At 48.8% G+C, this 24,411-nt stretch carries 18 protein-coding genes; 8 read left to right on the top strand and 10 right to left on the bottom strand.

What is annotated here, in order from left to right; all coding sequences use genetic code 11:
- The first annotated feature begins 141 nt into the window (after positions 1-141).
- The 3 genes from HMPREF0663_RS03580 (at position 142) to HMPREF0663_RS03570 (ending at position 4,074) form a co-directional block, all read left to right on the top strand.
- On the top strand, positions 142-1,941 hold the full coding sequence (locus HMPREF0663_RS03580; RefSeq protein WP_004368822.1) for a glycoside hydrolase family 32 protein: 1,800 nt from the start codon (positions 142-144) through the stop codon (positions 1,939-1,941).
- Positions 1,942-1,954: 13 nt separating this feature from the next.
- Positions 1,955-3,112 carry an MFS transporter gene (locus HMPREF0663_RS03575; RefSeq protein WP_004368821.1) on the top strand — a complete coding sequence of 386 codons (1,158 nt, stop codon included), beginning with the start codon at positions 1,955-1,957 and terminating at the stop codon, positions 3,110-3,112.
- 77 nt (positions 3,113-3,189) lie between these two features.
- The gene (locus HMPREF0663_RS03570; RefSeq protein WP_004368820.1) at positions 3,190-4,074 is read left to right on the top strand and encodes a carbohydrate kinase family protein; all 885 of its coding nucleotides are present in this window, start codon (positions 3,190-3,192) and stop codon (positions 4,072-4,074) included.
- A gap of 239 nt (positions 4,075-4,313) precedes the next feature.
- On the opposite strand, the gene HMPREF0663_RS03565 is transcribed toward HMPREF0663_RS03570, so the two are convergent.
- Positions 4,314-6,077, bottom strand: a complete 1,764-nt coding sequence (locus HMPREF0663_RS03565) for a 1-deoxy-D-xylulose-5-phosphate synthase (protein ID WP_004368818.1) — start codon at positions 6,075-6,077, stop codon at positions 4,314-4,316.
- Between the two features lie 418 nt (positions 6,078-6,495).
- On the opposite strand from HMPREF0663_RS03565, the gene HMPREF0663_RS03560 reads away from it, so the two are divergent.
- Positions 6,496-7,800 (top strand): MATE family efflux transporter, encoded by a 1,305-nt coding sequence (locus HMPREF0663_RS03560; RefSeq protein WP_004368815.1) that lies wholly within the window; start codon positions 6,496-6,498, stop codon positions 7,798-7,800.
- Positions 7,801-7,963: 163 nt separating this feature from the next.
- Here HMPREF0663_RS03560 and HMPREF0663_RS03555 read toward each other — a convergent pair whose 3' ends face one another.
- The 4 genes from HMPREF0663_RS03555 to HMPREF0663_RS03540 all read right to left on the bottom strand — a co-directional run bounded on the left by HMPREF0663_RS03555 (position 7,964) and on the right by HMPREF0663_RS03540 (position 14,274).
- Positions 7,964-8,959, bottom strand: coding sequence for a YqiA/YcfP family alpha/beta fold hydrolase (locus tag HMPREF0663_RS03555; RefSeq protein WP_004368814.1), 996 nt, complete (start codon positions 8,957-8,959; stop codon positions 7,964-7,966).
- A 206-nt stretch (positions 8,960-9,165) separates the two neighbouring features.
- Positions 9,166-10,599, bottom strand: a complete 1,434-nt coding sequence (locus tag HMPREF0663_RS03550; protein ID WP_016665375.1) for a tetratricopeptide repeat protein — start codon at positions 10,597-10,599, stop codon at positions 9,166-9,168.
- 17 nt (positions 10,600-10,616) lie between these two features.
- Positions 10,617-13,436: a TonB-dependent receptor domain-containing protein gene (locus HMPREF0663_RS03545; protein WP_143150385.1), complete on the bottom strand. Its 2,820-nt coding sequence runs from the start codon at positions 13,434-13,436 to the stop codon at positions 10,617-10,619.
- A gap of 202 nt (positions 13,437-13,638) precedes the next feature.
- A complete protein-coding gene (locus HMPREF0663_RS03540; protein WP_004368811.1) occupies positions 13,639-14,274 on the bottom strand; it encodes an HdeD family acid-resistance protein in 636 nt (211 codons plus the stop codon).
- Positions 14,275-14,615: 341 nt separating this feature from the next.
- On the opposite strand from HMPREF0663_RS03540, the gene HMPREF0663_RS03530 reads away from it, so the two are divergent.
- Positions 14,616-15,014 (top strand): HU family DNA-binding protein, encoded by a 399-nt coding sequence (locus tag HMPREF0663_RS03530; protein ID WP_004368809.1) that lies wholly within the window; start codon positions 14,616-14,618, stop codon positions 15,012-15,014.
- A gap of 227 nt (positions 15,015-15,241) precedes the next feature.
- Here the strand turns inward: HMPREF0663_RS03530 and HMPREF0663_RS03525 are convergent, their stop codons facing one another.
- The 3 genes from HMPREF0663_RS03525 to HMPREF0663_RS03515 all read right to left on the bottom strand — a co-directional run bounded on the left by HMPREF0663_RS03525 (position 15,242) and on the right by HMPREF0663_RS03515 (position 19,017).
- Positions 15,242-17,431, bottom strand: coding sequence for a glutamine synthetase III family protein (locus HMPREF0663_RS03525; protein WP_016665373.1), 2,190 nt, complete (start codon positions 17,429-17,431; stop codon positions 15,242-15,244).
- A gap of 253 nt (positions 17,432-17,684) precedes the next feature.
- Positions 17,685-18,650 carry a transporter gene (locus HMPREF0663_RS03520; RefSeq protein WP_004368807.1) on the bottom strand — a complete coding sequence of 322 codons (966 nt, stop codon included), beginning with the start codon at positions 18,648-18,650 and terminating at the stop codon, positions 17,685-17,687.
- Positions 18,651-18,660: 10 nt separating this feature from the next.
- Positions 18,661-19,017 carry a winged helix-turn-helix transcriptional regulator gene (locus HMPREF0663_RS03515; RefSeq protein ID WP_004368806.1) on the bottom strand — a complete coding sequence of 119 codons (357 nt, stop codon included), beginning with the start codon at positions 19,015-19,017 and terminating at the stop codon, positions 18,661-18,663.
- Positions 19,018-19,289: 272 nt separating this feature from the next.
- Here HMPREF0663_RS03515 and HMPREF0663_RS03510 point away from each other — a divergent pair, with 272 nt between their 5' ends.
- Positions 19,290-19,940 carry an NAD(P)-dependent oxidoreductase gene (locus HMPREF0663_RS03510; protein ID WP_004368805.1) on the top strand — a complete coding sequence of 217 codons (651 nt, stop codon included), beginning with the start codon at positions 19,290-19,292 and terminating at the stop codon, positions 19,938-19,940.
- A gap of 140 nt (positions 19,941-20,080) precedes the next feature.
- Here the strand turns inward: HMPREF0663_RS03510 and gpmA are convergent, their stop codons facing one another.
- Entirely contained in the window at positions 20,081-20,827 is a 747-nt protein-coding gene (gene gpmA / locus HMPREF0663_RS03505) for a 2,3-diphosphoglycerate-dependent phosphoglycerate mutase (protein ID WP_004368804.1), read from the bottom strand.
- A gap of 187 nt (positions 20,828-21,014) precedes the next feature.
- On the opposite strand from gpmA, the gene HMPREF0663_RS03500 reads away from it, so the two are divergent.
- Together HMPREF0663_RS03500 and HMPREF0663_RS03495 are read left to right on the top strand one after the other, a co-directional pair.
- Positions 21,015-22,202, top strand: a complete 1,188-nt coding sequence (locus HMPREF0663_RS03500) for an acyltransferase family protein (RefSeq protein WP_004368803.1) — start codon at positions 21,015-21,017, stop codon at positions 22,200-22,202.
- A gap of 191 nt (positions 22,203-22,393) precedes the next feature.
- A complete protein-coding gene (locus tag HMPREF0663_RS03495; protein WP_004368802.1) occupies positions 22,394-22,669 on the top strand; it encodes a hypothetical protein in 276 nt (91 codons plus the stop codon).
- 172 nt (positions 22,670-22,841) lie between these two features.
- Here HMPREF0663_RS03495 and HMPREF0663_RS03490 read toward each other — a convergent pair whose 3' ends face one another.
- Complete coding sequence (locus tag HMPREF0663_RS03490) at positions 22,842-24,077, bottom strand: alpha/beta hydrolase family protein (RefSeq protein WP_004368801.1); 1,236 nt, start codon at positions 24,075-24,077, stop codon at positions 22,842-22,844.
- Positions 24,078-24,411: the final 334 nt, after the last annotated feature.

Genomic DNA, 24,411 nt, shown 5'->3' with positions numbered 1-24,411 from the left:
GCAAGATAACGAAAACAGAAGAAAAAAATAAATATTCCCAACCTGTAAAATAGAAAAAATAAACTATATTTGCATCAGACAATAACCTTGTAGATGAATGGTATATAACGTTCGGTGCTACATAATAAACAATCGAAAAATATGAAACCGACCAAGATTTTAAGCCGCATTTTCCGTCGGGTTGCGCTGGGATTATTGGCAATGAATCCGCTGTTTGTGCATGGTCAGAAGCCTGTTGACATGATGTTTCTTAGCAATAACCATTGCATGTTACGGGTTTCTTTGGACGGAAAGTACCTGTTACTTCCCGTAGAAGAGCGTGCTGAAATGAGCAATATCAAGGTTCTGATCGACAGCTATGCGACACAGACACTCAATGTACGCTTGGCAACCGACTATGTAGACTATTACGTTCCGTTGGACTTGTCGGCTTATCAAGGTAAAAGTGCGGTGTTAGACATACATGTGAACGGCAATATACGTAACGAAGGTGCCATAAAGGGGTTCATATGTTGGAAGGAAATCAAGGTGTCAAACGTCTTTGACAAGGCAAATCGTGAACGTCTTCGCCCCGTCTATCATCATTCGCCGGCCTATGGATGGATGAATGATCCTAATGGTATGTTTTATAAAGATGGCATTTATCACCTTTATTACCAATTCAATCCGTACGGATCCCAATGGGAAAACATGCATTGGGGGCACTCTACGAGCCGTAATCTGATAGACTGGACCGACGAGGGCATAGCTATATCGCCCGATGCCTTGGGAACTGTGTTCAGCGGAAGTGCCGTTGTAGACAAGAACAATACCGCCGGATTTGGTGCAGGTGCCATTGTTGCCATGTACACTTCGGCCGGTGAAAGCCAGACACAAAGCCTTGCATACAGCACAGACGATGGAAAAACGTTCGTTAAATACGATAGAAATCCTGTCATTACCGCAGATGTACCGGACTTCCGCGATCCGCATATGTTCTGGTATGAGCCCACCAAACGGTGGATTGTTATCCTTGCAGCAGGACAAGAGATGCGCTTATATTCGTCTGCCAATCTAAAAGACTGGACTTACGAGAGTAGTTTCGGGCAGGAATACGGTAATCATGAGGGGGTATGGGAGTGCCCTGATCTGATGCAATTGCCGGTACGTAACACCGATAAACAGAAATGGATGCTGATTTGCAATATCAATCCGGGAGGTCCGTTCGGTGGAAATGCCACTCAATATTTTACTGGATATTTCGACGGGCACCGCTTTGTATGCGAGTCAAAACCGCAGGTTACGAAGTGGATGGATTACGGTAAAGACCATTACGCTGCCGTTACGTTTGACAATGCACCTAATAATCGCCGTATCATAATGGCATGGATGAGCAATTGGCAATACGCTAATCAGGTGCCGACCAAGCAATATCGCAATGCTAATACTCTGCCCCGTGATTTATACCTCTATGAATATCAAGGCGAAACTTACGTAGGTATCATCCCTTCTCCTGAGCTTTTGGCATTACGAGGCAAGGCAATAGCCAAGAATTTAGGCAGAGGAAAGAAAACTTTCAATGCCGGTAACGGTGCATACGAGATAGTAGTGGAGATAAAATCTGCTATCAATGGGAGAAGCATTATTACCCTGCAGAACGGGAAAGGCGAAGCTGTTTCTATGACATATGATGTAAAAGCGGGCACTTTTGCCGTAGACCGTACGAAGAGCGGCGACACTTCGTTTAATGAATCTTTTAGTTCCGTTACGGTTGCACCGGTTCGCGGAAAGCTTTCCACACTGCGTATATTTGTCGATAAGAGTAGCATTGAGGTGCTCGATGCAGAGGGGCGTCTTGCCATTACGAACACAGTATTCCCCTCGGAGCCTTACAACGTGCTTATTATTGATAACGAGAAAGGCAATAAAACAGCCGCAACAATCTATAATATAACGAAATAATAATAAATTAATTATGAGCAAATCCGTTAAATTAACACTCATCCCAGTGATGTTATGTTTCTTTGCCATGGGCTTTGTAGACCTTGTCGGCATTGCTTCGAACTTCGTCAAAAAAGACTTATCCCTAAACGATTCCACGGCAAATATATTCCCTTCGCTCGTATTCTTCTGGTTCCTGATATTCTCAGTTCCTACGGGTATGCTGATGAACAAGATCGGACGTAAGAATACAGTGCTCCTTTCGCTTGTCGTAACCATTGTATCTTTATTCCTTCCTTTATTGGGTGAGAGCTTCGGCATCATGCTTGTGTCTTTCTCACTTCTGGGAATCGGCAACGCTCTTATGCAGACATCGCTCAATCCGCTCGTATCTTCAGTTATCAAAGGCAATAACTTAGCCTCTACTCTAACTTTCGGACAATTCGTCAAGGCCATAGCTTCGTTCATGGCACCCTATATTGCCATGTGGGGTGCAATGTCGGCCATACCCTCGTTCGGGCTCGGTTGGCGGGTGCTGTTTCCCATATATATGATTATCGGAATCATAGCCTCATTGCTTTTGTTGGGCACGCCGATCGAGAACGAAAAGGCAGAAAGCAAGCCTTCAACGTTCGCTGAATGCTTCAAGCTCCTTGGCAAACCGATCGTACTCCTGTCGTTTATCGGCATTATGTGCCATGTGGGCATCGACGTAGGTACGAACACAACGGCGCCGAAGCTCCTTATAGAACGGTTGCACATGTCGCTCAACGATGCTGCCTTTGCCACAAGTCTCTACTTTATCTTCCGTACGATAGGCTGTCTTACGGGTTCTTTCTTCCTTAGAGTTATGAAGCACCGTACTTTCTTCATCATCAGTGTAACGATGATGGCACTGAGTATGATCGGTATGTTTTTAGATACGTCGAAATTCGTACTCTATGCATCGATCGCACTCGTAGGCTATGGCAATTCTAATATATTCTCCATCGTCTATTCGCAGGCATTGTTATCGGTACCCGACAAGCAGAACGAAGTGTCCGGACTGATGATTATGGGCCTTTTCGGAGGTACGATATTCCCATTGCTCATGGGCTTTGCCAGCGATATAACCAATCAGGCAGGAGCTGTGGCGGTAATGGCGGTGGGGGTGGTTTACCTCTTTACCTACATCAAGCGCGTGGCGCAATAAAATAAACCGGCCGTTCTGCCGCAGCAACAGCATAAAAACGGCTGCTACAACAATAACATCTATTAAAACCGAAAGATATGGAACAATTGATTATCGGATTGGGAGAGGCTCTTTGGGACTGCCTCCCCGAAGGAAAGAAATTAGGAGGTGCGCCGGCAAACTTTGCTTATCACGTCGGACAGTTCGGCCTTCCATCGCTTGCAATCAGCGCTGTAGGGAACGATGAATTGGGAAACGAGACCTTAAAAGCGTTCGATCGAAAGCGGTTGAAGTACATTATGCCGCGTGTAGATTTCCCTACAGGAACGGTACAGGTGGTACTCGATGTTGAGGGGGTGCCCACCTACGACATCAAGGAAGGCGTAGCATGGGACAATATTCCGTTTACCGGCGATATTAAAGAGGCGGCCGAGCACTGTCGTGCCGTATGTTGGGGATCGTTGGCACAACGGAATGAGGTTTCTCAGAATACCATCAACAAATTTTTGAAGAGTACTCCGAAAGGTTGTCTGAAGATATTTGACATCAATCTGAGGCAGAACTTTTACACCAAGGAGATTATTCAAAGCTCGCTACGCCTTTGCAATGTGCTTAAGATCAACGATGAAGAACTTGTTACAATCGGCCGTATGTTCGGCTATCCCGGATTGGATATCGAGAATAAATGTTGGCTCATCCTCGGCAAATACAATCTGGATATGCTCGTACTTACGTGCGGTGTGAACGGTAGTTATGTGTTTGCGCCCGGCAGCATGTCGTTTAGAGAGACGCCAAAGATAGAGGTTGCCGATACTGTAGGGGCGGGCGACTCGTTTACGGGCTCGTTTACAGCAGCCATACTTGCCGGACTTCCTATTGCCGAAGCCCATAGATTGGCGGTAGATGTGAGTGCTTTTGTATGCACACAGAACGGGGCTATGCCTGTTTTGCCTAAAGAATTTATCGAACGCATCAAGGGTTGAGAGACGAAAGAAAGCGCGGTTTACATGCATAGAAACCGCGCTTTCTTTATACATTTATTTCGCCTATAATAAATATTCGGCAGTACCATTATCCCCAAGCATACTGCCTAAGACGCTTACATCTACTGTCCATCGGCTATGAACCGCAGGTGTATCTGTTTTATAGGGTATTTCCAAGAACATGGTTCTGCCGAACTTGCAGAGAGATATCTGCAGCCTTACAATCCAATTCTCCGTATTTACGAAACCAATTCGCGTTTGATGTCGGCGGTAATCTGCTCGTCTGTCAGATGATTTTCGCGCATCAATTCGTTCACATCGTAGCGGTCGTAGAGGGCTTTCCTTACACCGAAGTTCATTACGCGCACTGCAGAAGGGCCGTAGAAGCGGGCGATGCGTTCGCCGAAGCCGCCGTCGAGGCTTCCGTCTTCTATGGTAACCACGAGGTTGTGGTCGCGTTTAAGGTCGTTGAGCAGTGCTTCGTCTGTGCCTGTAAGGTAACGGGGATTGATCAGCGTAGCATCTATACCGTCGGCAGCCAGTGCTTTCTGCACGTTTTCACCTTTCTGATAGAAGTCGCCCACAGCGATAATAGCTACCTTGCTTCCGCGATGTGCCACCTTGAAAGTATTCAAATTCGAGTAATCCTCGTCGTACTTTTCATCACTGTGCGCCACGTTCCATTCAGGTATGCGCACTGCCACGGAATACTTGTCTTGCCGTATTGCCCATTTCTCCATGGCGATCATCTCCTCGAAAGTAGTCGGGGCGAGGTAAACCAAGTTAGGTATATGACTGAACATCGGTATGTCGAAGAAACATATATGCGTGAAATCGTTCATTCCGAAAATAGATGCACCGAGCACATTGATAACAGCCGGATTGCCGTTAACGCATAAGTCTTGCGCCATTTGGTCGTATGTACGCTGCAAGAACGTGGCATATGTGCTGAATACGGGGTGCGCTCCGCGTTTCGCCATGCCCGATGCAAGCGCGACAGCCTCCTCCTCTGCTATTCCTACATCGACAAATTGGCGCCCTGCTTGGCGTCTCTGTTCAGGTCCGAAGCCTACTGCCATAGGCACACCTGCGGTAATTGCTACCAGTTTAGGATCGTTCTTCATCTCTTCGAGTAGGAATTTACCGAGCAACACCGGCATATATTCCCCGCCTGTACCTTGGTTCTTCCGTTCACCGGTCTGCAGGTCGAAAGGCATATTGTAGTGCCATGCCTCCTTATTTTCTACGGCATATTTGTAACCGTGCCCCTTTTCGGTATGGATATGCACCACGATCGGGCGCGGCGTATCCTTCACCTTGCGGAACATTTCTACGAGTGCAGCCACGTCATGCCCGTTCTCTAAGTAATGATATTCGAACCCGAAAGCCTTGAAGTAGTTCAGTTCAGCCTTGCCGTTCGTATCGCGCAGGAGTTTCAGATTCCTGTAAATGCCGCCGTGGGGCTCGGCAATACTCATCTCGTTGTCATTGACAACGATAATTATATTGGTACCCAATTCCGCTGAGGTATCAAGTCCTTCGAAGGCTTCTCCGCCACTTAACGAGCCGTCACCTATGACCGCAATCACGTTTTCCTTGCCTCCAAGGATATCGCGGGCTTTCTGTAATCCCGATGCAAGCGCGATGGAAGTCGACGTGTGCCCTATTTCGAAGTTATCGTAAACGGGAGATTCCGATGGTGAACTGTAGCCCGAAATGGCATCCATGCTGTTGTCGTCGAGGAAACCTTTGGCTCTTCCCGTCAATATCTTATGGGGATAACTCTGATGCGACACATCGAAAACGATCTTATCTTCGGGCGCATCGAACACATAATGTAATGCCACGGTGGCTTCGGTGAACCCAAGATTAGGGCCGACATGCCCTCCATGATGGCTTACACGGTTCAACACTCCGGCACGAACCTCATCTGCAACAACGTTAAGCTGCTCTATCGTCAGCTTTTTTAAGTCTTTTGGTGACTGAATTTTCTCTATATACATAATACATTCGTTATATCTTGGGTGCAAAGGTAGAACGATTGTTCGTAAAACATATTAAACATTTTACGGATAGATGAATACAATTTACACGAATACCAATATTTAAATATTGCGTTATCCTTGAATTTATGGCGTTTCCGTAAGTTCTTTATTGTTTTTTTACTGCTTCTGAATTTGGCAGAGGTAGTGGAAACGGCAGTCTTGTCTGTCTGTTCAGAGGCAAATATACAGCAGTTCCGAAATCTTTAGACAATAATTATACATTTATCCGTTAATAACAACAGGCACGGGGAGTTTTACTTCTGCCGCTCTCTGTTGTAAGCAATATTTGCGGAGTTCACATTGTTTATTATAATACGATATACGATTTTCAATGAAATAATACTACACCCATTACCGCGCACTTGCCTCTTTAGGTGTGCCGATTATAGTAGGTCAGCTCGGAACAATTATCCTCGGATTTGCCGACACATTGATGATAGGGCGGCATAGTATGCCGGAACTCGCCGCTGCAGCGTTCGTCAACAATATGTTCGTGTTGGTTCTGTTGTTTTCGATGGGCTTCTCTTACGGGCTTACCCCCATCGTGGGGAGCCTTTACGGGCAGGGTGAAAAGGGCAAGATAGGCATTATGTTGAAGAACAGTCTGGCGGCCAATCTGTTCTTGTCGGTGGTGTTGATGGGTATAATGGCATTGCTTTACCTGAATATCGCCCATCTCGGGCAACCCGAAGAACTGCTTCCGCTGATGAAGCCTTACTTCATCGTCAACCTTGTTTCGATACCTTTCGTAGCTTGTTTCAATACATTTAAGCAGCTTGCCGACGGAACCACCGATACTAAAACGGCCATGTGGATACTCTTGGGCGGCAACCTGTTGAACATAATCGGCAATTACCTGCTCATATACGGCAAGTGCGGGCTGCCCGAAATGGGCCTCTTGGGGGCCGGATTATCTACTATGTTGTCGCGAATGCTCATGGCTGTGGCATTCGCCGTTATCGTTTTTTGCTCGAAGAGATACCGTATATACCGCCAAGGTTTCGCTGCAGGACAGATAAACCGCGGAGATATGCGCCATCTGTGCGGGCTCGGTGTGCCATTGGGATTGCAGATGGGGATGGAAGCGGCGGCGTTCAGCCTCAGTTCAGTGATAGTAGGATGGATCGGTACCGCAGCTTTAGCGGCCCATCAGGTGATGCTTACCGTGTCTCAGTTCTTCTATATGGTCTATTACGGCATGGCTGCAGCGGTGGCAATCCGCGTGAGTTACTTCGCCGGACAGCGCGACTACGAAGCGTTGAACCGCTCTACGGTGGCGGGATTTCATCTGATTTTACTCATTGCCTTTGCCGTTTCGGTGCCTGTGATGCTGCTGCGAGGAGCCATAGGCAGTTGGTTTACCGACAGCAGCGAGGTCTGCTTGATGGTGTCGCAGGTTATCATACCGCTTGTAGTTTACCAGTTCGGCGACGGTCTTCAGTGTACCTATGCCAACGCCTTGCGCGGTATATCGCATGTAAAACCATTGATGTATGTGGCTTTCGTGGCCTATTTCATCATCTCGCTTCCGCTGGGTTATCTCTTCGGCATCACGTTTCGTTGGGGACTTCTGGGCATCTGGTCGGCTTTCCCCTTCGGTCTTACCACTGCCGGTGTGCTCTATTATTACTATTACCGCCGCTATCTGCGCCGCATTGTTCGCGGCAGCGGGGCTGCTTGATGGGGCATGCATGCCGAACAGGCGATAAATACGTTGTAGCGGGACATTATATATGAGAGAAGAAAAGATATAAAAAAGCGTCCGATTACCATGCTGTGATAACCGGACTCCTGCGTGTTTTGAATAATTAAATAAAAGGTTTGTCTTTTTCTTATATGTCTTTTTACTGGCCTCCGAGGCGCTCGAAAAAGACGATAACATCTTCCCAAGTCTTGAAATCGTCGCTACCGAAGGTTATCGTAGTGCCCATAAACTCTTTACAGGGCGCTGCATCGATGAAATAATCGCCATAGAGCAACCGGCGTTGGTTGCAGAAGATTACGCGGTCGTAGGCCGGTGTGCCGAGGATATTTTCCGTCCACGTCTGCGCCGCATCTATCATCGGGTGGTTGTTGGTGGGTGCCGGAACCACGATATATACATCGTATTTCTCTATCAGGAACTCATACGCCTTGTTTAAACTCGACTTCGGTTTGCCGTATGCATCGCGTAAAGTGTTGTCGTGTATGTAGACTATGGGACGCTCGCGGCCTTCCTGCCGGTCGTCTATCCAGCGGATAACGGGCATAACACTGTGGAAGAACGATTTATCCGTCAGGCGGTGTTCGCCGTGAAAGCGGATAGCATTGGGATAATGTTCGTGAAACAAGTCGAACGTATGCACCACTTGGTCTTGATCGCCGAACAGTCCGTACACGCGATTTCGCTCTTCAGCGGTTACATGGGCAAAACATTGCTCCGTTATCTCCTTGTACTCTTTCACCAAGGCCTTGGTCACGATGAACTCCTGTATGCCGTCTTGTCGTGGATTTTGATACGTCTGTTTGCCCATCATACCGTGTTCGTGCATCGTTTCTCCCATTCTGAAAGCCGGATTAACGATAATTCTGTCGTAGCCGTAGAGCATTTCCGTGTACATTCCTCCCATCGAAGTGCCGATGATAAGGCCGGGATTTTGTTCGCTGCACACACGGCGGAGCAGCGACATGGCCTCTTCGGGATGCAACGGCAGGTCGTAGGCAACGACCTTAGACTGCGGGAGCGTGTCTTGTATGCGCTTTACCGTTCCCGATTGCGCCGACGATCCGAAGCCGTGAACATATAGTATCGTCTTGCCCGACATGATGTCGGAATACTGCTTGATATACTGGTTTTCCATTGAAATCTTGCCGCTTGTGTGTTGCAAAGACGGTGCCAAACGAACACAAAGCAATGTGCTTCAATTCGTTGAGGTTCTGCCTGTGTTTTGCAAAGGTAACATATATAGCCGACAATACAAAATATTTATGCGGCTTATTTAGCAGGTCTACGGCGATTAGGCATGCCTGATAAGCCGCATAGAGCAATGATCTATCGGTCTTACTCTTATGGTTTGTTAAAGAACGGTGCCACGTATTCCGTTGCTTTGTTCTCTACAATCACTCGGTTCATGTTATATCTGATGGTAACGCGGTGCGTTGTATCGTCCATATCAAAGGCATCCATGCTCTGTTCCAAGGGGATGAAGGCAGGAATGAGTGCCTGTGTATAAGGAGCAGACGACGGTTTACCGGCCGCTTCTACCTCGCTTATCGGCAGTCGGATGCCGAGATCGGCCAGACGCCTGCCCTCTGCAATGAATATTTCCTGCCGCATCAGGTACGTTAGTTCGAGTGCGGAATCGACCGTGGTACATGCCCTGACCATGTCTTCCGTTACCGATGTGCCCGATACCGTGGGCACGCTGATAAGGTTGGGGGCACGCCTGTCGAGCACAAGGCCCGTTCTATAGGCGTCATCCTTAGATGCTGCCACCACATAATCGGCACTGTTAGGGTAATGTTTGAAGCCTCCGTTGTATCTGCCCTCGAGCTGATCGTTCAGATTATGCTGTATCGGGCGCGTCTTGACCAAAGAAATAAGTTTCACCAATCGACTTTTAGCATCGCTCAATCGACTTTTAGCGAGGTCGGCCTCGGCAAGTATCAGGTAATTTTCTTCTGCCTTGGCGATGCAGATGGGCTTCTGGTCGGTAGAAGTGAGCTGAAAATACTTGGGATCAAGGAAGTCTAAGCGCGGTAGTGGCTGGTACATGGTGCCCCAGATGTCTTCTTGCATGGCATTGGATATACCGTTATCGCCGTCGAAAGTAACTTGTACGATGAAATTATCCGATAGATTGAGCGACGATTGTGCCTCTTCGATGGCTTTGTCTGCATCTCCCAAACGGTAATAGGAACGTGCCTTGAGCGTATGTATGAACGCCTTGCCGGTGTTGCTTACGGCGTATTCGAGCGCTTTGTCGAGTGTTTGCAGCGCCAATTGCAACTGTTCATGCCATGTTTTCGGCTCGCCTCCCGTGGTTACGGGCAGTGCACGAAAGTTTTCTCCGGCAAGAATATACGAGTAAGCCTTGATATAATACAGCTTGAAAAGCTGTGCTCGAGTGGTGTTGGTATCGTGTTTCTGCACCTTGTCGATACCGTAATCGGCCGATTCGCGCAGGTTCCCCACGTAACGTTGCAGCGTGGCGATGTCGGGATCGGTATAGAGTAGCTGCGGAATATCGAACACCTTACTCTCGCGGGTGTAGTTGTTGAAGTAGTTGTCTGTCATGATTTCCGTGTGTAGACAGAAGGTGCCGATGGCTTGCGCGAACGACTTTTCGGTGCCGTTTACCCATGTTTCCATGGCATTGGGTGTATTTAAATAGGCGTCTTCGTCTACGTTAGGGTTGACAATTCCCTCGGGTTTCATGAGATCGCATGAGAACAACGAGACGCAGATACATGCTGCGAAGATGGTATTTATTATTTTCATTGTTTGCAAACTTTCGGTTAGAAATCAAATTTTAATGACATTACGTACTGTCGCGGTAAGGAATAGGTGGAATAGTTCAGCCCTCCGGCGGCGACAGCACCCTGCGAGTGCGCTCCTGAAATGGTGGCTTCCGGATCTACGGAAGCCTTTGTAAGACAGAAAGGATTATATACGTTGAGGCCTACTTGCAGACTTTTCACTGGAAAACGCTTGGAGTTGAAGGCATGGGTATAATCTATACCGATGTTTCGCACCTTGAGAAAGTCGGCTTTCTCTACAAAATAGTTGGTAAAGTTGAGCCATGCTTTTTTCTGTTTCAGCTCTTTAAGTGCCGTCTCCGGTATGGCTGTGTCTTTTAACCCCTTCATGAAACGGAACTGCCTGTCGAAAGAATGTACGTAAGAACCCGCCTGATAATCGCCACTTGCATACAACTGCCATGCCTTGTAGCGCGCCTGAACGGAGAAATTGCCGTAGAACGTGGGGATTGTTGTGCCGAGGTCTTGCATACGGAGCACCTCTTTGAGTGTACCGTCTTCGTTAAGTATGGCTTTATTTCCGCGCAGAAAACCTACCGGCTTGCCTTGTTCGACAACGTTTTGTATGGTGCTCGGGCCAAATCCTCCTATGCTGAAAGGTAGCGTTCCGCCGGTACTGAGCACTTTGTTGCGGTTAGTATTGCACGATGCACGGGCACTCACGGTCCAGTCCTTCGTGCAGACGGGTGTGATACCCACTGTGATTTCCACCCCTTTGTTCTCTATGCTGCCGATATTGGCGAGATAGGAAGACGACTGCCCCGATGATGGTAGTGTGGGTACACTGAAAAGTGCGCCCTTCGTACGGGCATAATAATAGGTGAACCCCAGCGAAATGAGATTGTTGAAGAATGAGCCTTCGAAACTTGCTTCGAACGAGTGTTTCTTTTCGGGGCCGAGGTTGGGGTTACCGTATTTACCGAATGCCGCTGCCTGTTTGCCTTGGAACGAGAGTATATCTATGGTCTTTTGATATTCGAAGGGTGGAGGATAGCTGCCCGCTACGCCGTAATTGGCCAACAGGCGTAGATTGTCGACGGTGCCCTTACGTACAACAGGTTGCATGAAAGGCTCTTCTGTGAGTACGTAAGATAAGCCTACCTTAGGATAGAGCTGCCAGCCGACATTGTCGCCGAAAGCTGTATTGTAATCTATGCGCAGGCCCAAATCGAGATAATAACGGTTCAGAAAGCCGACATTGTTCTGCGCATAGAAGCCGTAGTTATGCAAATAGCCGAGCCATTCGTCGGCTGTTTGCTTGCCTGCTCCGCTCATTATCTGCGCTCCATCGCGCACGTTCATGCCGTTGTATATGGCTTGATGATCTCTTGTATTGAAGTATTGGAAGCCCGCTGTGAGGATATTACTCAGCCACTCCTTATAATAATACTTGTATTGTCCGTTCAGATCGATCGTCAGACCGAAGTAGTTGCGGTCGAAATTGTTGATTCTTCCGGCGTCGGATGTTCCTTCGGGCTTCACCTGTGTATGGATGAGATAAGCGTTGGTAACAATCTCCTTGTTATTGTTTGCACGGTAGTCTACGCCCAGAGTACCTTTGAACGTAAGATTGTTCATGGGGGTGAAGAGCAGCATCTGCGATGTCTGAAAGCGTTTGATATTCTCTTTGTAGTTTTGAAGCGCCTCGGCTTTGTCGACAAAAGCTTTCATCTGATTGTACGAATAGTCGTCGGCTGCATCGATATCGGCACCGAAGTTCTTTCTTGAACCGTCGGCTGCGGTGTATTTGAAATTGGTTGCAGCAGCGCCTTCTGTAAACCATAAGCCAGTGTAAAAGCCTTGGTTTCCGTTACGGCTGCGGCGGAAATCTTCAATAACCATGCCGAATGAATTTTGATACTCCAGCATCTTGTTGATGCGCATGTGGGAGCCGAAGCGCAAGTCGTACTTTTTGTTCTCGTTTGTATTATGGATAACAATGCCCGTATTGTTGCTCATACTGGCGCCAAAGCTGTAACCGAACTTCTCGTTACCGCCGTCGAAACCGATGCGGTAGCGCTGTTCGAAACCGGTTTGATTGAGCAAATCTTTGGTTCTGCGGAAGTGATAAAACTGCGTGGTGGCCACATCAATACCCAACTGTGTGCTGAACGATGCGTGAAAACCGCCCGTGCCGCCTTTTTTGGTGAATATTTGGATGACGCCGTTTGCAGCATCGGAACCGTAGAGAGTAGTCGCCGCACCACCCGTTACGTACTCTATATGATCGATATTCTCGAGAGGAATATCGCTGATAGAGCCCGACGCGGCCGTTTCGCCCATAGGCATGTCGCCCAGAGTGTGAGGATTTGCACCGTATCCGTTTTTGGAATAGTTAAGGATGGAGCCCGTGTTGAGGTTGTCAACCCTTACGCCATCTATGTAGATGACGGGCGTAGAATTAGAGAAAGCCGACGACAACCCGCGGGATTTAATGATGGATGTTGTTCCCGGTTGTCCGCCCGAAAGTGTGATCTGTACGTTCGGGAGTGCCGTCTGCAGCATCTGATCGATACGATAAGAAGGCATCTTCTGCAGTTCCTTGGCAGAAATCTTTGTGATGTTCGATGACAATCGTCTTCTTTGAATGGCACTTCCCTGCCCCGTAACAACCACTTCGTCGAGGTTGAAACTATCGAGTTCCATGCTTAGGCCGTCTGGCTTTTCAAGGTGGATACTCTTTTCTTTCGTTTTTGTAAGTGTGCTTTTTGCGATAACGTCATGGCCTTTTCCTAATCCGGACATAGCCAATGATGCGCATGGCACGATGCACATGCAGCAAAATAATTTGATTTTCATGTTTATAACAATCTTTTTACCCCCATTGGGGCAATTAATATAAGTGAATAATTACCGTTAATGTTCTCTTTTTGCGGGGCAAATGTAGGTATTTAAAATGGAACCGCCAAATAAAGTTCCGTGTTTTTCATTGTGTTCGGCAGTAGCAAAAACTCCCCTCCCATTTATGGGAGAGGAGTATATTCTTCATCGGTTTGCAGGATTATTTGCCCAATGCTTCCTTGATTTCGCTATTCAGTTTCTCGATTCTATCTTTCAGATCACCCGACAGCTTGTCGCCCCATGCTTTCAACTTCTTTAGGTTGAGCGAAAGTATGATAGATGCTATGCCTGTAAAGATGAACGCCAACCCCGTAAGCACCACCAGCCATACGCCCGTAAATACGGGCCATGCAAGGAGTACGAACGAAACAATAATGCCCAATACGCTCGCGATAGCCAGATTGCCCCAATTTAGTACACCCGCCTCTTTTACCTCGAAAGCGAAGCCAAGCAGTTCGAATGAGCGGAAAAGCAGCATGAATCCTACCACAAATGGCAGCACTTCCATTGATACTACAGGGTGGATGAGCAGATAAAAACCCATCAAAAGTGAAACAAGGCCCCCTACAAAATACCATCCCCAGCTGCGCAACGACTTACGGTTGTCGATGGAAAAGAACATGTCGGACAGTCCCCATACCAAAAACGACAGGGCGAACAGCAGCGCAAGTGTAAGATATGTTTCCGCAGGCGAGACAAATACGTAAAGTCCGCAGATGATGAACAACACTCCCAAAATCAGCGGGAAGTACCAATGTTTTACGGTTTTCGTAAATGATTTAAGTAAATACTCCATAATGAAAATTATTATAAGGTGATTGATAGAAGCAAATATACAATAAATTTTATGCAGTCTGTCTCCGCAGACCGATATTTTAACTTTTGTTGCATTTCGCAGGGTTGTTAATATAGGAGAGTTGTTGGATATTCACATTCTTATGTTGTTAGCAAGAGATTTAAGGGTAAACAAGAAAATAAGCGCTATTCTTGTCTTTTCTATAGATTTTCGCGAAGAAAAAATATTTTCTTGGCGAAGGATTTTTATTTTCTTCGCGATGAAAAATTATTTTGTTCGCCAAGAAAAATTTACTATCTTTGCTGCAAAGATAATTGTTTGATTATTAAATAATTGAGAGTATGGCAAAATTAAAGTACAAACTGGTGAAGCGCAAGCTCAACATTGGTGCGCAGAAAGGCAAGGAGGTTTACATTGCACAGCCCGTGAACCTCGGCAAAATCGGGTTCGAGGATTTTGTAAAAGAGATGTCTGACGGTTCGACGGTAGACGCGGCCGATGTGAAGGCTGTTCTGAGCCGGCTGCACACGGTGATTTCGCGGCTTACCGAGCGCGGTTTTTCCGTGGAGTGCGGCGAACTGGGCACGTTCCGCGCCTCGTTCGGCAGCAAGTCGGTGGAGAATGTCAAGTCGTTCAATGTGACGGACATCCGGCCGGCCAAAATCATCTTCACGCCCAAGCCCGCCTTCAAAAATTCGCTCCGCTCGACCGGGTTCGAGGAGTTCACGCCCATCGCATAGAGGGGAGCGCTGTTTCTTGTTCCCCGTCCGTGTTTTTCTTATCGATACGGGGAACATGCGAAATCGGCCGCCGTTTTTCAAGATGTCGCCTGCTTTTTTAAATTGCATTCGGAATTTTTTCAGAATTAATCGGGTGATCTTTTGAAAAACGCCGGCCGTTTTTTAGTCTGCAACCGCCTGCCCGTTTCTTTTTGGGTGCGGCCGGCGGCAGAGGCCACGGGGCGGAACTACCGGATGAAGAGGAGTTCGCGGTATTTGGGGAGTGTCCAGAGCTCGTCGGCCACGAGGAGTTCGAGCTTGTCTATCTGGTAGCGTATTTCTTTCATCTTGGGCTCCACAGTGTCGTGGTAGGCGATGGCCTTGGCGCGCTCGTCGCTGATTTTGTTGGCCACCTTGCGTGCGTCGACGAGTTCTTCTACGCCGGTTTCTATGGTTTGCGTGCGGCGGGCGATTTCTTTGATGATTTTTACGTTGCGTGCGGTGAGGCGTGCGGCTTCGGCTTGGTCGAAGATGGCATACATGTTCTGCACGTTTTTGGCAAGCCGGCTCTGGTAGTGGGTGGCCACGGGGATAATGTGGTTCATGGAGAGGTCGCCCATGACGCGGGCTTCGATCTGTATTTTCTTGGTATAGGTTTCCCATTTCACTTCGTTGCGGGCCTCGAGCTCGTTGCGATGCATGACGTTAGCGGTTTCAAACATTCTTACACTGTCGGCGTCGAGATAGCGGTCGAAGACGAGGGGGCAGCTGGTTTCGCAATCTAAGCCGCGGCGGCGGGCTTCCTCGATCCATTCGTCGGAGTATCCGTTGCCGTCGAAATGGATGGGTTTGCAGGTTTTTATGTCTTCGCGCACGATGTCGACGATGGCCGACACTTTGTCTTCTCCTTTCTTTATCAATGCGTCTACGCGTTTCTTGAAATCGGCGAGCGCTTCGGCAACGGCGGCGTTGAGCACGATGATGGCCGATGCGCAGTTGGCCTCGGAGCCTACGGCGCGGAATTCGAAGCGGTTGCCGGTAAAGGCGAAAGGCGAGGTGCGGTTACGGTCGGTGTTGTCGATCATAAGTTCGGGAATTTGCGGGATATCGAGCTGCATTCCTTTTTTGCCCTGCAATACGAAGAGGTCGGCCTTGTGGCTGTTCTCGATATGCTCGAGCAGATCGCTCAGATGCTTACCGAGAAAGGCTGAGATGATGGCGGGAGGCGCCTCGTTGGCCCCGAGCCGGTGAGCATTGGTGGCACTCATGATGGAGGCTTTGAGCAGGCCGTTGTGGCGATACACACCCATCAGCGTTTCTACGATGAAGACCACAAAACGCAGGTTGTCTTCGGCGGTTTTGCCGGCACCGTGGAGCAGGATGCCCGTGTCGGTGGAGAGCGACCAGTTGTTGTGCTTTCCGGAACCGTTGACACCAGCGAAAGGTTTCTCGTGGAGCAGCACTCGGAAGCCATGTTTGCGGGCAACACGCTTCATGAGCGACATGAGAAGCATGTTATGGTCTACGGCAAGGTTGCATTCTTCAAAGATGGGGGCCAGCTCGAACTGGTTGGGAGCCACCTCGTTGTGCCTTGTCTTGCAGGGTATACCGAGTTCGAGCGCCTGCACTTCAAGGTCTTTCATGAACGCCTGTACGCGGTCGGGGATGGTGCCGAAGTAATGGTCGTCCATTTGTTGGTTCTTTGCGGAATCGTGGCCCATCAGTGTGCGCCCCGTCAGCATGAGGTCGGGGCGGGCCGAATAGAGACTCTCGTCTACGAGGAAGTATTCTTGTTCCCAGCCGAGATTGGTGGTAACTTTCTTTACGTCGGGATAAAAATAGCGGCATACCTCGGCAGCAGCCTTGCCCACGGCGTGGAGCGAGCGCAACAGAGGGGCTTTGTAATCGAGCGCCTCGCCGGTGTATGAAATGAAGATGGTGGGGATGCAGAGCGTATCGTCGATGATGAACACGGGCGAAGTGGGATCCCATGCCGAGTAGCCGCGGGCCTCGAAGGTGTTGCGTATGCCTCCGCTGGGAAAAGAACTGGCATCGGGTTCCTGTTGTACGAGCAGCTTGCCCGAGAACTCTTCTATCATACCGCCCTTGCCGTCGTGCTCTACGAAGGCATCATGCTTCTCGGCGGTGCCTTCGGTGAGCGGTTGAAACCAGTGTGTGTAGTGGGTGACGCCGTTTTCTTCGGCCCAGCGTTTCATTCCCTCGGCCACCGCGTCGGCTATGGAGCGGTCGAGTCGGGCGCCGTTGTCTATCACATCGGTGAGCTTTTCATATACTCCGACGGGCAGATACTTGTACATCTTGGCGCGGTTGAATACGTACTTGCCGAAATATTCCGACGGTCTTTCGCTCGGTGCCGTTATCTCGAGCGGTTTTTTTCTGAATGCTTCGGCCACTACTTCAAATCTTAGGTTTGCCATTGTTTTGGGTTCTTTTATCGTTAACGTGTTATTGTTCTTCTCCTTGCGGTTACGCCTTGCGCGGCTGTGCACCATGCCTGCGGGCGGCTCCTTTGCAAAATTACAACATTTCGGCAACAGATGAGCCGTTGCGGGCAGATTTTTTATTCCGCATATCGGTATGGCCGGCAAATTGCAGGTGATATGCCTGTCGGCGACAGACACATCGCATAGTGCCGGTAGACGGCACGCTTAACGGGTATAGACTGCATGTCTATGAGCTCCGTTCGAGCCCCTTGCGGCGGCATATCCACAGTTCTATGCTGTTGATGCAGTTCTGCCAAAGAATGTAACAGCCCGGACCTACCGACGATAGCGGGTTCAGATATGTGTAGGCTATCCAGATGGCGAAGGCCGTATTCTTTTGCCCTAACGCCTGTCCGGCATTGATCGTGCTGTCGAAGTAGCGCCCTATACGGCGGCCTACGGCGAACTGCATGATGCACAGCAGCAGGCTCAACACGGCGATGACGATGAGAAAAGCGGCGGTGGTGTCGGCATGTACGATGTTTCTCACCGTGGCCCCTGTGACCAGCACGAGCGAACAACCCCACAAATAGTATGAAAGGTCTTTCACTCCTACTACCCAACGATGGAAACGCTTCATGCAGTGTTTCACGATGAACGCCAGCAGCATGGGCGCCAGCAGCACCACAGCCACCTCGTAGAGTATGCTCATGAAGGCGCTTATGAAGCTGATGTCGGCCGCTTTGTCTATCATCGGGAAGCAGATGGGAATAAAGATAGCGGTGATAAAGTTAGAAATGAAAGTGTAAGTAGTCATCTCTTCGAGGTTTCCACCGAGCTTCTGTGTCACCACGGCGGCGGCCGAAGCACAGGGAGAGATGATGCATGTGAGCATTGCTTCGGCAAGTATGAGACTTTGCCCCTGCATGTTGAACCCCAGTATGAGGGCTGTAAGAATTACGATGAACAGCACTTGGAACACTCCAGCCCACAGATGCCAGCGCACAGGGATCAGTCTGCGAAAGTCGACCTTGCAGAACGTGACGAACAGCACCAAGAACATAAACAGCGGAAGGATGGCGTCGAGGATGGGAGACAATGCGCTCGCCGCCCCTGCAAGCGCCGGTGTGCCGGCAAAGACGAGGTAAACTATGGCGCCCGTAGCCATAGACAACGGCAACGTCCAGTTCTTGATCAGGCGGGAGATGCTCATGGCGGCGGGGTTAGGAGTTACCCACAACGTCGTTGAAATGGTCTAATGCCCATTCCACAAGGGCATTCACGGGAGGCATGAGGCTCTTCCCTGTGTCGGTAAGACTATATTCCACACGGGGCGGAACCTCGGGATATTGCCGGCGGTTGACCAGATGATTGCGCTCAAGGTTCTTCAACGTTTGCGACAACATCTTCTGCGAGCAGTCGGGTATCCTGCGTTTAAGGTCGCTGAACCGCAGAATACCGGTCTTACTCTCATGTATTCCCATCAATACAAGCATCGACCATTTGTCGCTGAAACGCCCTAATACGTTGCGTACAGGGCATGCCCGAAAGTCTATACTCGTATCTGTAATCTGTTCCATATCTACACCTTATTATATTATAGGCACCGGTTTGCGGCACCGTCTTTTAGAGTTGTTGACAGCAAAAGTAGCATTTTTGAACTTAGTTACCAATAGATACCATGTTAATCTGCGTTAAACTTCTTTTCAAGGAATGCTCTTTTCAAGGCAAATCCTACCGTTCGGTAACTATGTAACCTACCGGTTCGTTCTTGCAGAAGTTATGTTTTTGTACTATCTTTGTACTCGACAAAAGGAATAAACAACAAACATAAAAAGAAAGGAAATAAGTTATGAAGAATGTAGTTCTAATAGGTGCCACCGGTTTTGTGGGTTCTGCGGTGCTCAATGAGTTGCTTGAACGCGGACATCAGGTAACGGCTGTAGTTCGCAACGTGGCTAAATTGCCGAAACACGAACATCTGATTGCTGTAGAAGCCGATGTGGCCGACGTGGATAGAATTGCCGATATCGCCCGCGGTAAAGATGCTGTTATCAGCGCATATAATCCGGGTTGGACCAATCCTAATATTGCCGAACTGATACGCAATAACTATCCGAAGATATTGGATGCAGCGAAGAAGAGCGGTGTTCCCCGCATTCTGATCGTAGGAGGTGCCGGAACTTTGTTTGTAAAACCGGGCTTGCGTGTAGTCGACTCGGGAGCTATACCTGCGGAAATTATGGATGGCGTGCGCCCTCTCGGAGACTTCTATCTGAACGATCTGATGAAAGAAAATGTAATAGACTGGGTATTCTTCTCGCCTGCAGGTGCTTTCGATGAAGACGGAAAGCGTACGAAAGTGTTCCGATTGGGTAAGGATGACTTGATTACAGATGCCGACGGCCGTAGCCATATCTCGGTTCAAGACTATGCGGTGGCAATGGTCGACGAACTCGAAAAGCCCGCCCATCATAAAGAAAGGTTTACCATAGGCTATTAAACCGGCTTATCCTTGGATGAAGAGCGGAAGAAAAATAAAGAATATTTGATGTCTGTACTGTAAAGACATACGGTAAAAAAGAATGCTGCATCGGTGTTCCGCGGTTGACGGGCACACGATGCAGCATTTTTTGCGGGTGCTTATTTGGCACTTCCCTGCTTGGCTACGGCCTCTTGTTTGCGGCGGATTTCATCCTGATCGCCGAGGTAATAGTCTTTTACAAGGTTCAGGTTATCGTCGAATTCGAATACGTAAGGCGTGGCAGTAGGTATGTTCAGTGCCACTATATCTTTATCCGAGATACCTTTCAGGTGCTTCACGATGCCACGGAGACTGTTTCCGTGAGCGGTAACGATAATGCTATCGTACTCTTTAAGGCTGGGGAATATCTCACATTCCCAATAAGGCATCACGCGAGCGATGGCATCTTTCAGCGATTCCGTGCGCGGAATGTAGGCGTCGGGCACCTGTGCATAGCGCTTATCTCGCGTTGCACTGTTGGGATCGGCATCGTCTAACGGGTTCGGAGCAACGTCGAAGCTGCGACGCCAGATAAGAACTTGCTCATCACCGAACTTGGCTGCCGTCTCACTTTTATTCAAACCTTGCAGATTTCCGTAATGCTTTTCGTTCAAACGCCACGACTTTTTAACCGGTATCCAGTCTAAGTCCATGCTGTCGAGCACGCCGTTGAGCGTCTTGATGGCGCGTTTCAGGTATGATGTGTAGGCTATCTGGAAGGTAAAGCCCTGCTCTTTGAGCAACTTACCGGCATTGCTTGCTTCCTCTACACCCTTATCACTCAGGTCTACATTCGTCCAACCTGTAAAACGATTTTCCTTGTTCCACTGGCTTTCACCGTGACGTACCAATACGATTCTTTTCATGTTTAATTTGCGTTTTAAATATATCTGTCTGCAAAGGTAATCATTTTTTGAGAACCTGCAACGTATTTTTGTTTCATTTACACGATATGGATATCCCGAACAGGTATGCGGCCTGTGGTGGATAGGTGTATGTTTTTATTACGCTATCGGACCGTTTCCGGTTTTTTTGATTATCTTTGTAACCGCTATGAACAAGAACAATATCTATTTAAAATCCAAGCCTCGTTACGAGATATTGGACGGTCTTCGCGGCGTTGCTGCAATGCTTGTCGTTGTATTTCATATCTTCGAAGGCTACGCTTCGGGCGTTGAAGAGTACGTAGTGAACCACGGTTATCTGGCTGTAGATTTCTTTTTCGTCCTTTCGGGCTTTGTTGTAGGCTACGCATACGACGACCGTTGGGGCAGCATGTCGGTGTGGAATTTCTGCAAGAGGCGCCTTGTACGCCTGCATCCCATGGTGGTTTTCGGCATGACGTTGGGGCTCTTCTGCTTCTATTTAGGTGCGGGAGACAAGTTCCCGCTTATCTCCGAAACGCCTTGGTACACGGTGTTGCTGATGTATGTTTTGGGGTGTTTGATGATACCTGCTGCACCTTCTATGGATATACGCGGATGGGGAGAGACATACAGCCTCGACGGGCCGGCATGGTCGCTGATGTATGAGTATGTTGCGAACTTGCTCTACGCCCTGTTCATACGCCGTTTGTCGAAGATAGGTCTTGCAGTTTGTGTGGCTTTCTTTGCCTTTCTTACGGTTAATTTATGTCTGAATATCGATGTTTTCGGTATTCTGAAGCCTCACGAATGGGCTGCTTATACCGTGATTGGGGGCTGGGGACTCGATGGGGTGCATCTGTTTGTGGGCGCTACCCGTTTGCTCTATCCCTTCTTTATGGGCTTGTTGCTGGCACGGATGAACAGGCTAATCAGTTTGCGCGGCGGCTTTTGGTGGTGTGCAGGTCTCGTTTCGCTGCTCTTGGCGATACCTCATGTAGGAACAGGCGACACGTCTTGGCTGAACGGACTGTATGAATGTTTCTGTATTTTGGCGATGTTCCCGCTGATAGTGGCCATTGGAGCGGGCAGTAACATTACGGATAAGCGCACTGCAAAGGCTTGTAAGCTGCTCGGAGAAATCTCCTATCCGCTTTACATTATCCATTATCCGTTGATCTATCTGCAGCTGGTGTGGCTTCAGGGGCACGAGAATGCTCCGTTGGGGCAACATATAATAATCGGTGTAGGACTGTTTGTCGTGTCCGTGTCCATAGCCTATGCGGCCTACAAACTGTACGATGTTCCCGTGCGCGAGTGGCTCAAGAACAGATTGTTTGTCGTTTCGAAGAAGAACGGAGAGCAGATACAGCCGTAATTTGCTGAATGTATGCGCGCGATATGGCGTACCGAAGTCTTTCGGATGCGATAGGGCGAGGTGATAAACATAATTAAGAACTGTTATATTTTTTATCTTAACGACTTGAAAACTATCTGAAAAGATAGGTTCCCCCTTTGGTCTGTCGGGAATAATGCCGTACATTTGTCGTAACCAAAAGGATAAATGTTATGGTACAAAGAAGATTTCAGGACATCAAGGCGTATATCGTAAACGTGACAGAGTTGATATGGAATTACATTACTTACCGCGACAGTTTCCCAAAGGGCGTGAAGCTGGCAGTGTTGCCCGGTATCAACGAGACCGTTATCGATATGCCCGATAATTGCAACGGGTGCGAGTTTTACGATTTGAATATGTTTATTATGAAAGATAGCAGCGGTTTTTCGAAGCCTTCCATGAAGGCTATCAGACGGATGGCGCAGCGTTATTTCGGTACAGAGTAATAAAGGCATGACCGACGGATGTTACGCAGGGTGCATCCGTCGGTCGTACCTGATAAAGACAGTGCAGGCCGAAAACAATGAAACATGTTTCGTATTGTCGAGGTGCAGCCTGCCTTATTCGAGCTCAATTAGTGTTTTTCCGGCAGGTGTATCTTGAGTGTACGCCTGTCGGTTATTTGTTTTTAAGGCTATTGATCCATGTGGCAATATCGGCAAGCACTTCGGGCGCCACGGTTTCATCTATGGTGGCGTACTCCTGTATGTTGCCTGTAGTGCAGTGCTGTTGCATGTGATTAAGCTCCGGATAGGCTTTAATCAGATTACGTTTGTCGGGTTTGAGCGCACTGCGAATAATGTTCAGATTATCCGCAGCGTTTACCTGCGTGTCTTTCTCGCCATTGATAGCCATCACAGGGCATGCGGTTTTCTCGATAAAAACCTTAGGATCGAGAGCGATAAAAGCACGTATTCCCACATTGGCATCGGCCCACGGCGTGAGTCTTCCTACAATGTCGGGCGGTAAGGTGGTACCTTTCAGTATGTCGGCAATAGCCGCTTTGTCGTTCTGACATGGAGGATTGACCGCGAGATAGTTGTATATTCGCCCGAGACGAGCAATGTATTCTTTCGTTATCTCCTCGGGCGTGCCCTGTAAGAGCAACAGGTCGTGATGCTGTTTCAGCAGAAGTTCCTTGCCTGTAACGGCCATTCCGGCAATGGATACGATAAAGTCGGCATCGCCATTGGCCGCAAGCATGAAAGCTATCGTGCCGCCCTCGCTGTGACCGAGCACGCCGATATTACCGAAACGGTGCAGGCCTTTCAGATACGTGAGGCCTGCACGGGCGTCTTCCATGAAATCTTTGGTAGTAGCGTTTGCGGCATCTCCGGTAGACTTCCCGTACGAACGGTCGTCGTATCTGAGCGAGGCAATGCCGTTGCGTGCCAAGTAATCGGCTATCACGAGAAACGGCTGGTGGCGGAAGAGCGTTTCGTTGCGGTCTTCGAGTCCGCTACCCGTTACCATCAGCACTACGGGTGTTTTGCCCTTCTTGAAGCTGTTGGGCACGACGAGCGTACCGCTCAGCGTGGCCGGAGCCTGACTGTTGGTGAACGAAACCTCCTCTGTGGTGTAGGGAAACGGTGGCTTCGGTGTCTGCGGCCGCGCTTTGTCGGCCTCTTTCCTGTGCAGGTTGAGTTTGAAGGAGCGCCCCATTTGAGTGAACGTCCCTACGATGGAATCGCCTTGCAGTCGCCCTGCGTAACGGCAGCCTATTGCGTTTACCGCCGCATCTACACTGTCATTGCTTAGCAAGTTGCACGTGGCAGGGATGTCGAATGCGGCCTGATCGGGGCTGCTCATGGTGCTCTTCTCCTTGTCGAAGTGCCATTCGATCGATAGTTTCACGGCGCCTGCGTCTAATATACCTTTTCAGTCGCCTTGCAATTCCTGTGCATCGGCAATGCTGCATGCGGCCGAGAGCAGCATCGGCAGCAGTATCTTTCGGTAGTTTTTCATAAAGATATTTTTCTTATGTTGCGGGGGTAAAGGTACGAATTTATTTCTTTATGAGCAGAGCTGAGGTTATATTTTTCATGTATATGCACACGCGAACATGAATGTTTTATGGCAGAAAATCGGGCGGAGCAGGTGTGTGTGTTTCTTATACCTATGGGCTATGCCCGTTAGATATGCCATCTGCCTGCCTTAGATGGCATATCTGTAAGGAGTACGTGCTGCA

Source organism: Hoylesella oralis ATCC 33269 (assembly GCF_000185145.2).
GTDB lineage: Bacteria > Bacteroidota > Bacteroidia > Bacteroidales > Bacteroidaceae > Prevotella > Prevotella phocaeensis.
Note: the sequence above shows the minus strand (reverse complement) of the source record. Positions and strands in the feature narration are given on the sequence as shown.

What these genes read in the sequence shown, in the direction of transcription:
- HMPREF0663_RS03580 (WP_004368822.1), top strand. Translation starts at nt 142, where the DNA reads ATGAAACCGACCAAGATTTTAAGCCGCATTTTCCGTCGGGTTGCGCTG.
- HMPREF0663_RS03575 (WP_004368821.1), top strand. Translation starts at nt 1,955, where the DNA reads ATGAGCAAATCCGTTAAATTAACACTCATCCCAGTGATGTTATGTTTC.
- HMPREF0663_RS03570 (WP_004368820.1), top strand. Translation starts at nt 3,190, where the DNA reads ATGGAACAATTGATTATCGGATTGGGAGAGGCTCTTTGGGACTGCCTC.
- HMPREF0663_RS03565 (WP_004368818.1), bottom strand. Translation starts at nt 6,077, where the DNA reads ATGTATATAGAGAAAATTCAGTCACCAAAAGACTTAAAAAAGCTGACG.
- HMPREF0663_RS03555 (WP_004368814.1), bottom strand. Translation starts at nt 8,959, where the DNA reads ATGGAAAACCAGTATATCAAGCAGTATTCCGACATCATGTCGGGCAAG.
- HMPREF0663_RS03550 (WP_016665375.1), bottom strand. Translation starts at nt 10,599, where the DNA reads ATGAAAATAATAAATACCATCTTCGCAGCATGTATCTGCGTCTCGTTG.
- HMPREF0663_RS03545 (WP_143150385.1), bottom strand. Translation starts at nt 13,436, where the DNA reads ATGAAAATCAAATTATTTTGCTGCATGTGCATCGTGCCATGCGCATCA.
- HMPREF0663_RS03540 (WP_004368811.1), bottom strand. Translation starts at nt 14,274, where the DNA reads ATGGAGTATTTACTTAAATCATTTACGAAAACCGTAAAACATTGGTAC.
- HMPREF0663_RS03530 (WP_004368809.1), top strand. Translation starts at nt 14,616, where the DNA reads ATGGCAAAATTAAAGTACAAACTGGTGAAGCGCAAGCTCAACATTGGT.
- HMPREF0663_RS03525 (WP_016665373.1), bottom strand. Translation starts at nt 17,431, where the DNA reads ATGGCAAACCTAAGATTTGAAGTAGTGGCCGAAGCATTCAGAAAAAAA.
- HMPREF0663_RS03520 (WP_004368807.1), bottom strand. Translation starts at nt 18,650, where the DNA reads ATGAGCATCTCCCGCCTGATCAAGAACTGGACGTTGCCGTTGTCTATG.
- HMPREF0663_RS03515 (WP_004368806.1), bottom strand. Translation starts at nt 19,017, where the DNA reads ATGGAACAGATTACAGATACGAGTATAGACTTTCGGGCATGCCCTGTA.
- HMPREF0663_RS03510 (WP_004368805.1), top strand. Translation starts at nt 19,290, where the DNA reads ATGAAGAATGTAGTTCTAATAGGTGCCACCGGTTTTGTGGGTTCTGCG.
- gpmA (WP_004368804.1), bottom strand. Translation starts at nt 20,827, where the DNA reads ATGAAAAGAATCGTATTGGTACGTCACGGTGAAAGCCAGTGGAACAAG.
- HMPREF0663_RS03500 (WP_004368803.1), top strand. Translation starts at nt 21,015, where the DNA reads ATGAACAAGAACAATATCTATTTAAAATCCAAGCCTCGTTACGAGATA.
- HMPREF0663_RS03495 (WP_004368802.1), top strand. Translation starts at nt 22,394, where the DNA reads ATGGTACAAAGAAGATTTCAGGACATCAAGGCGTATATCGTAAACGTG.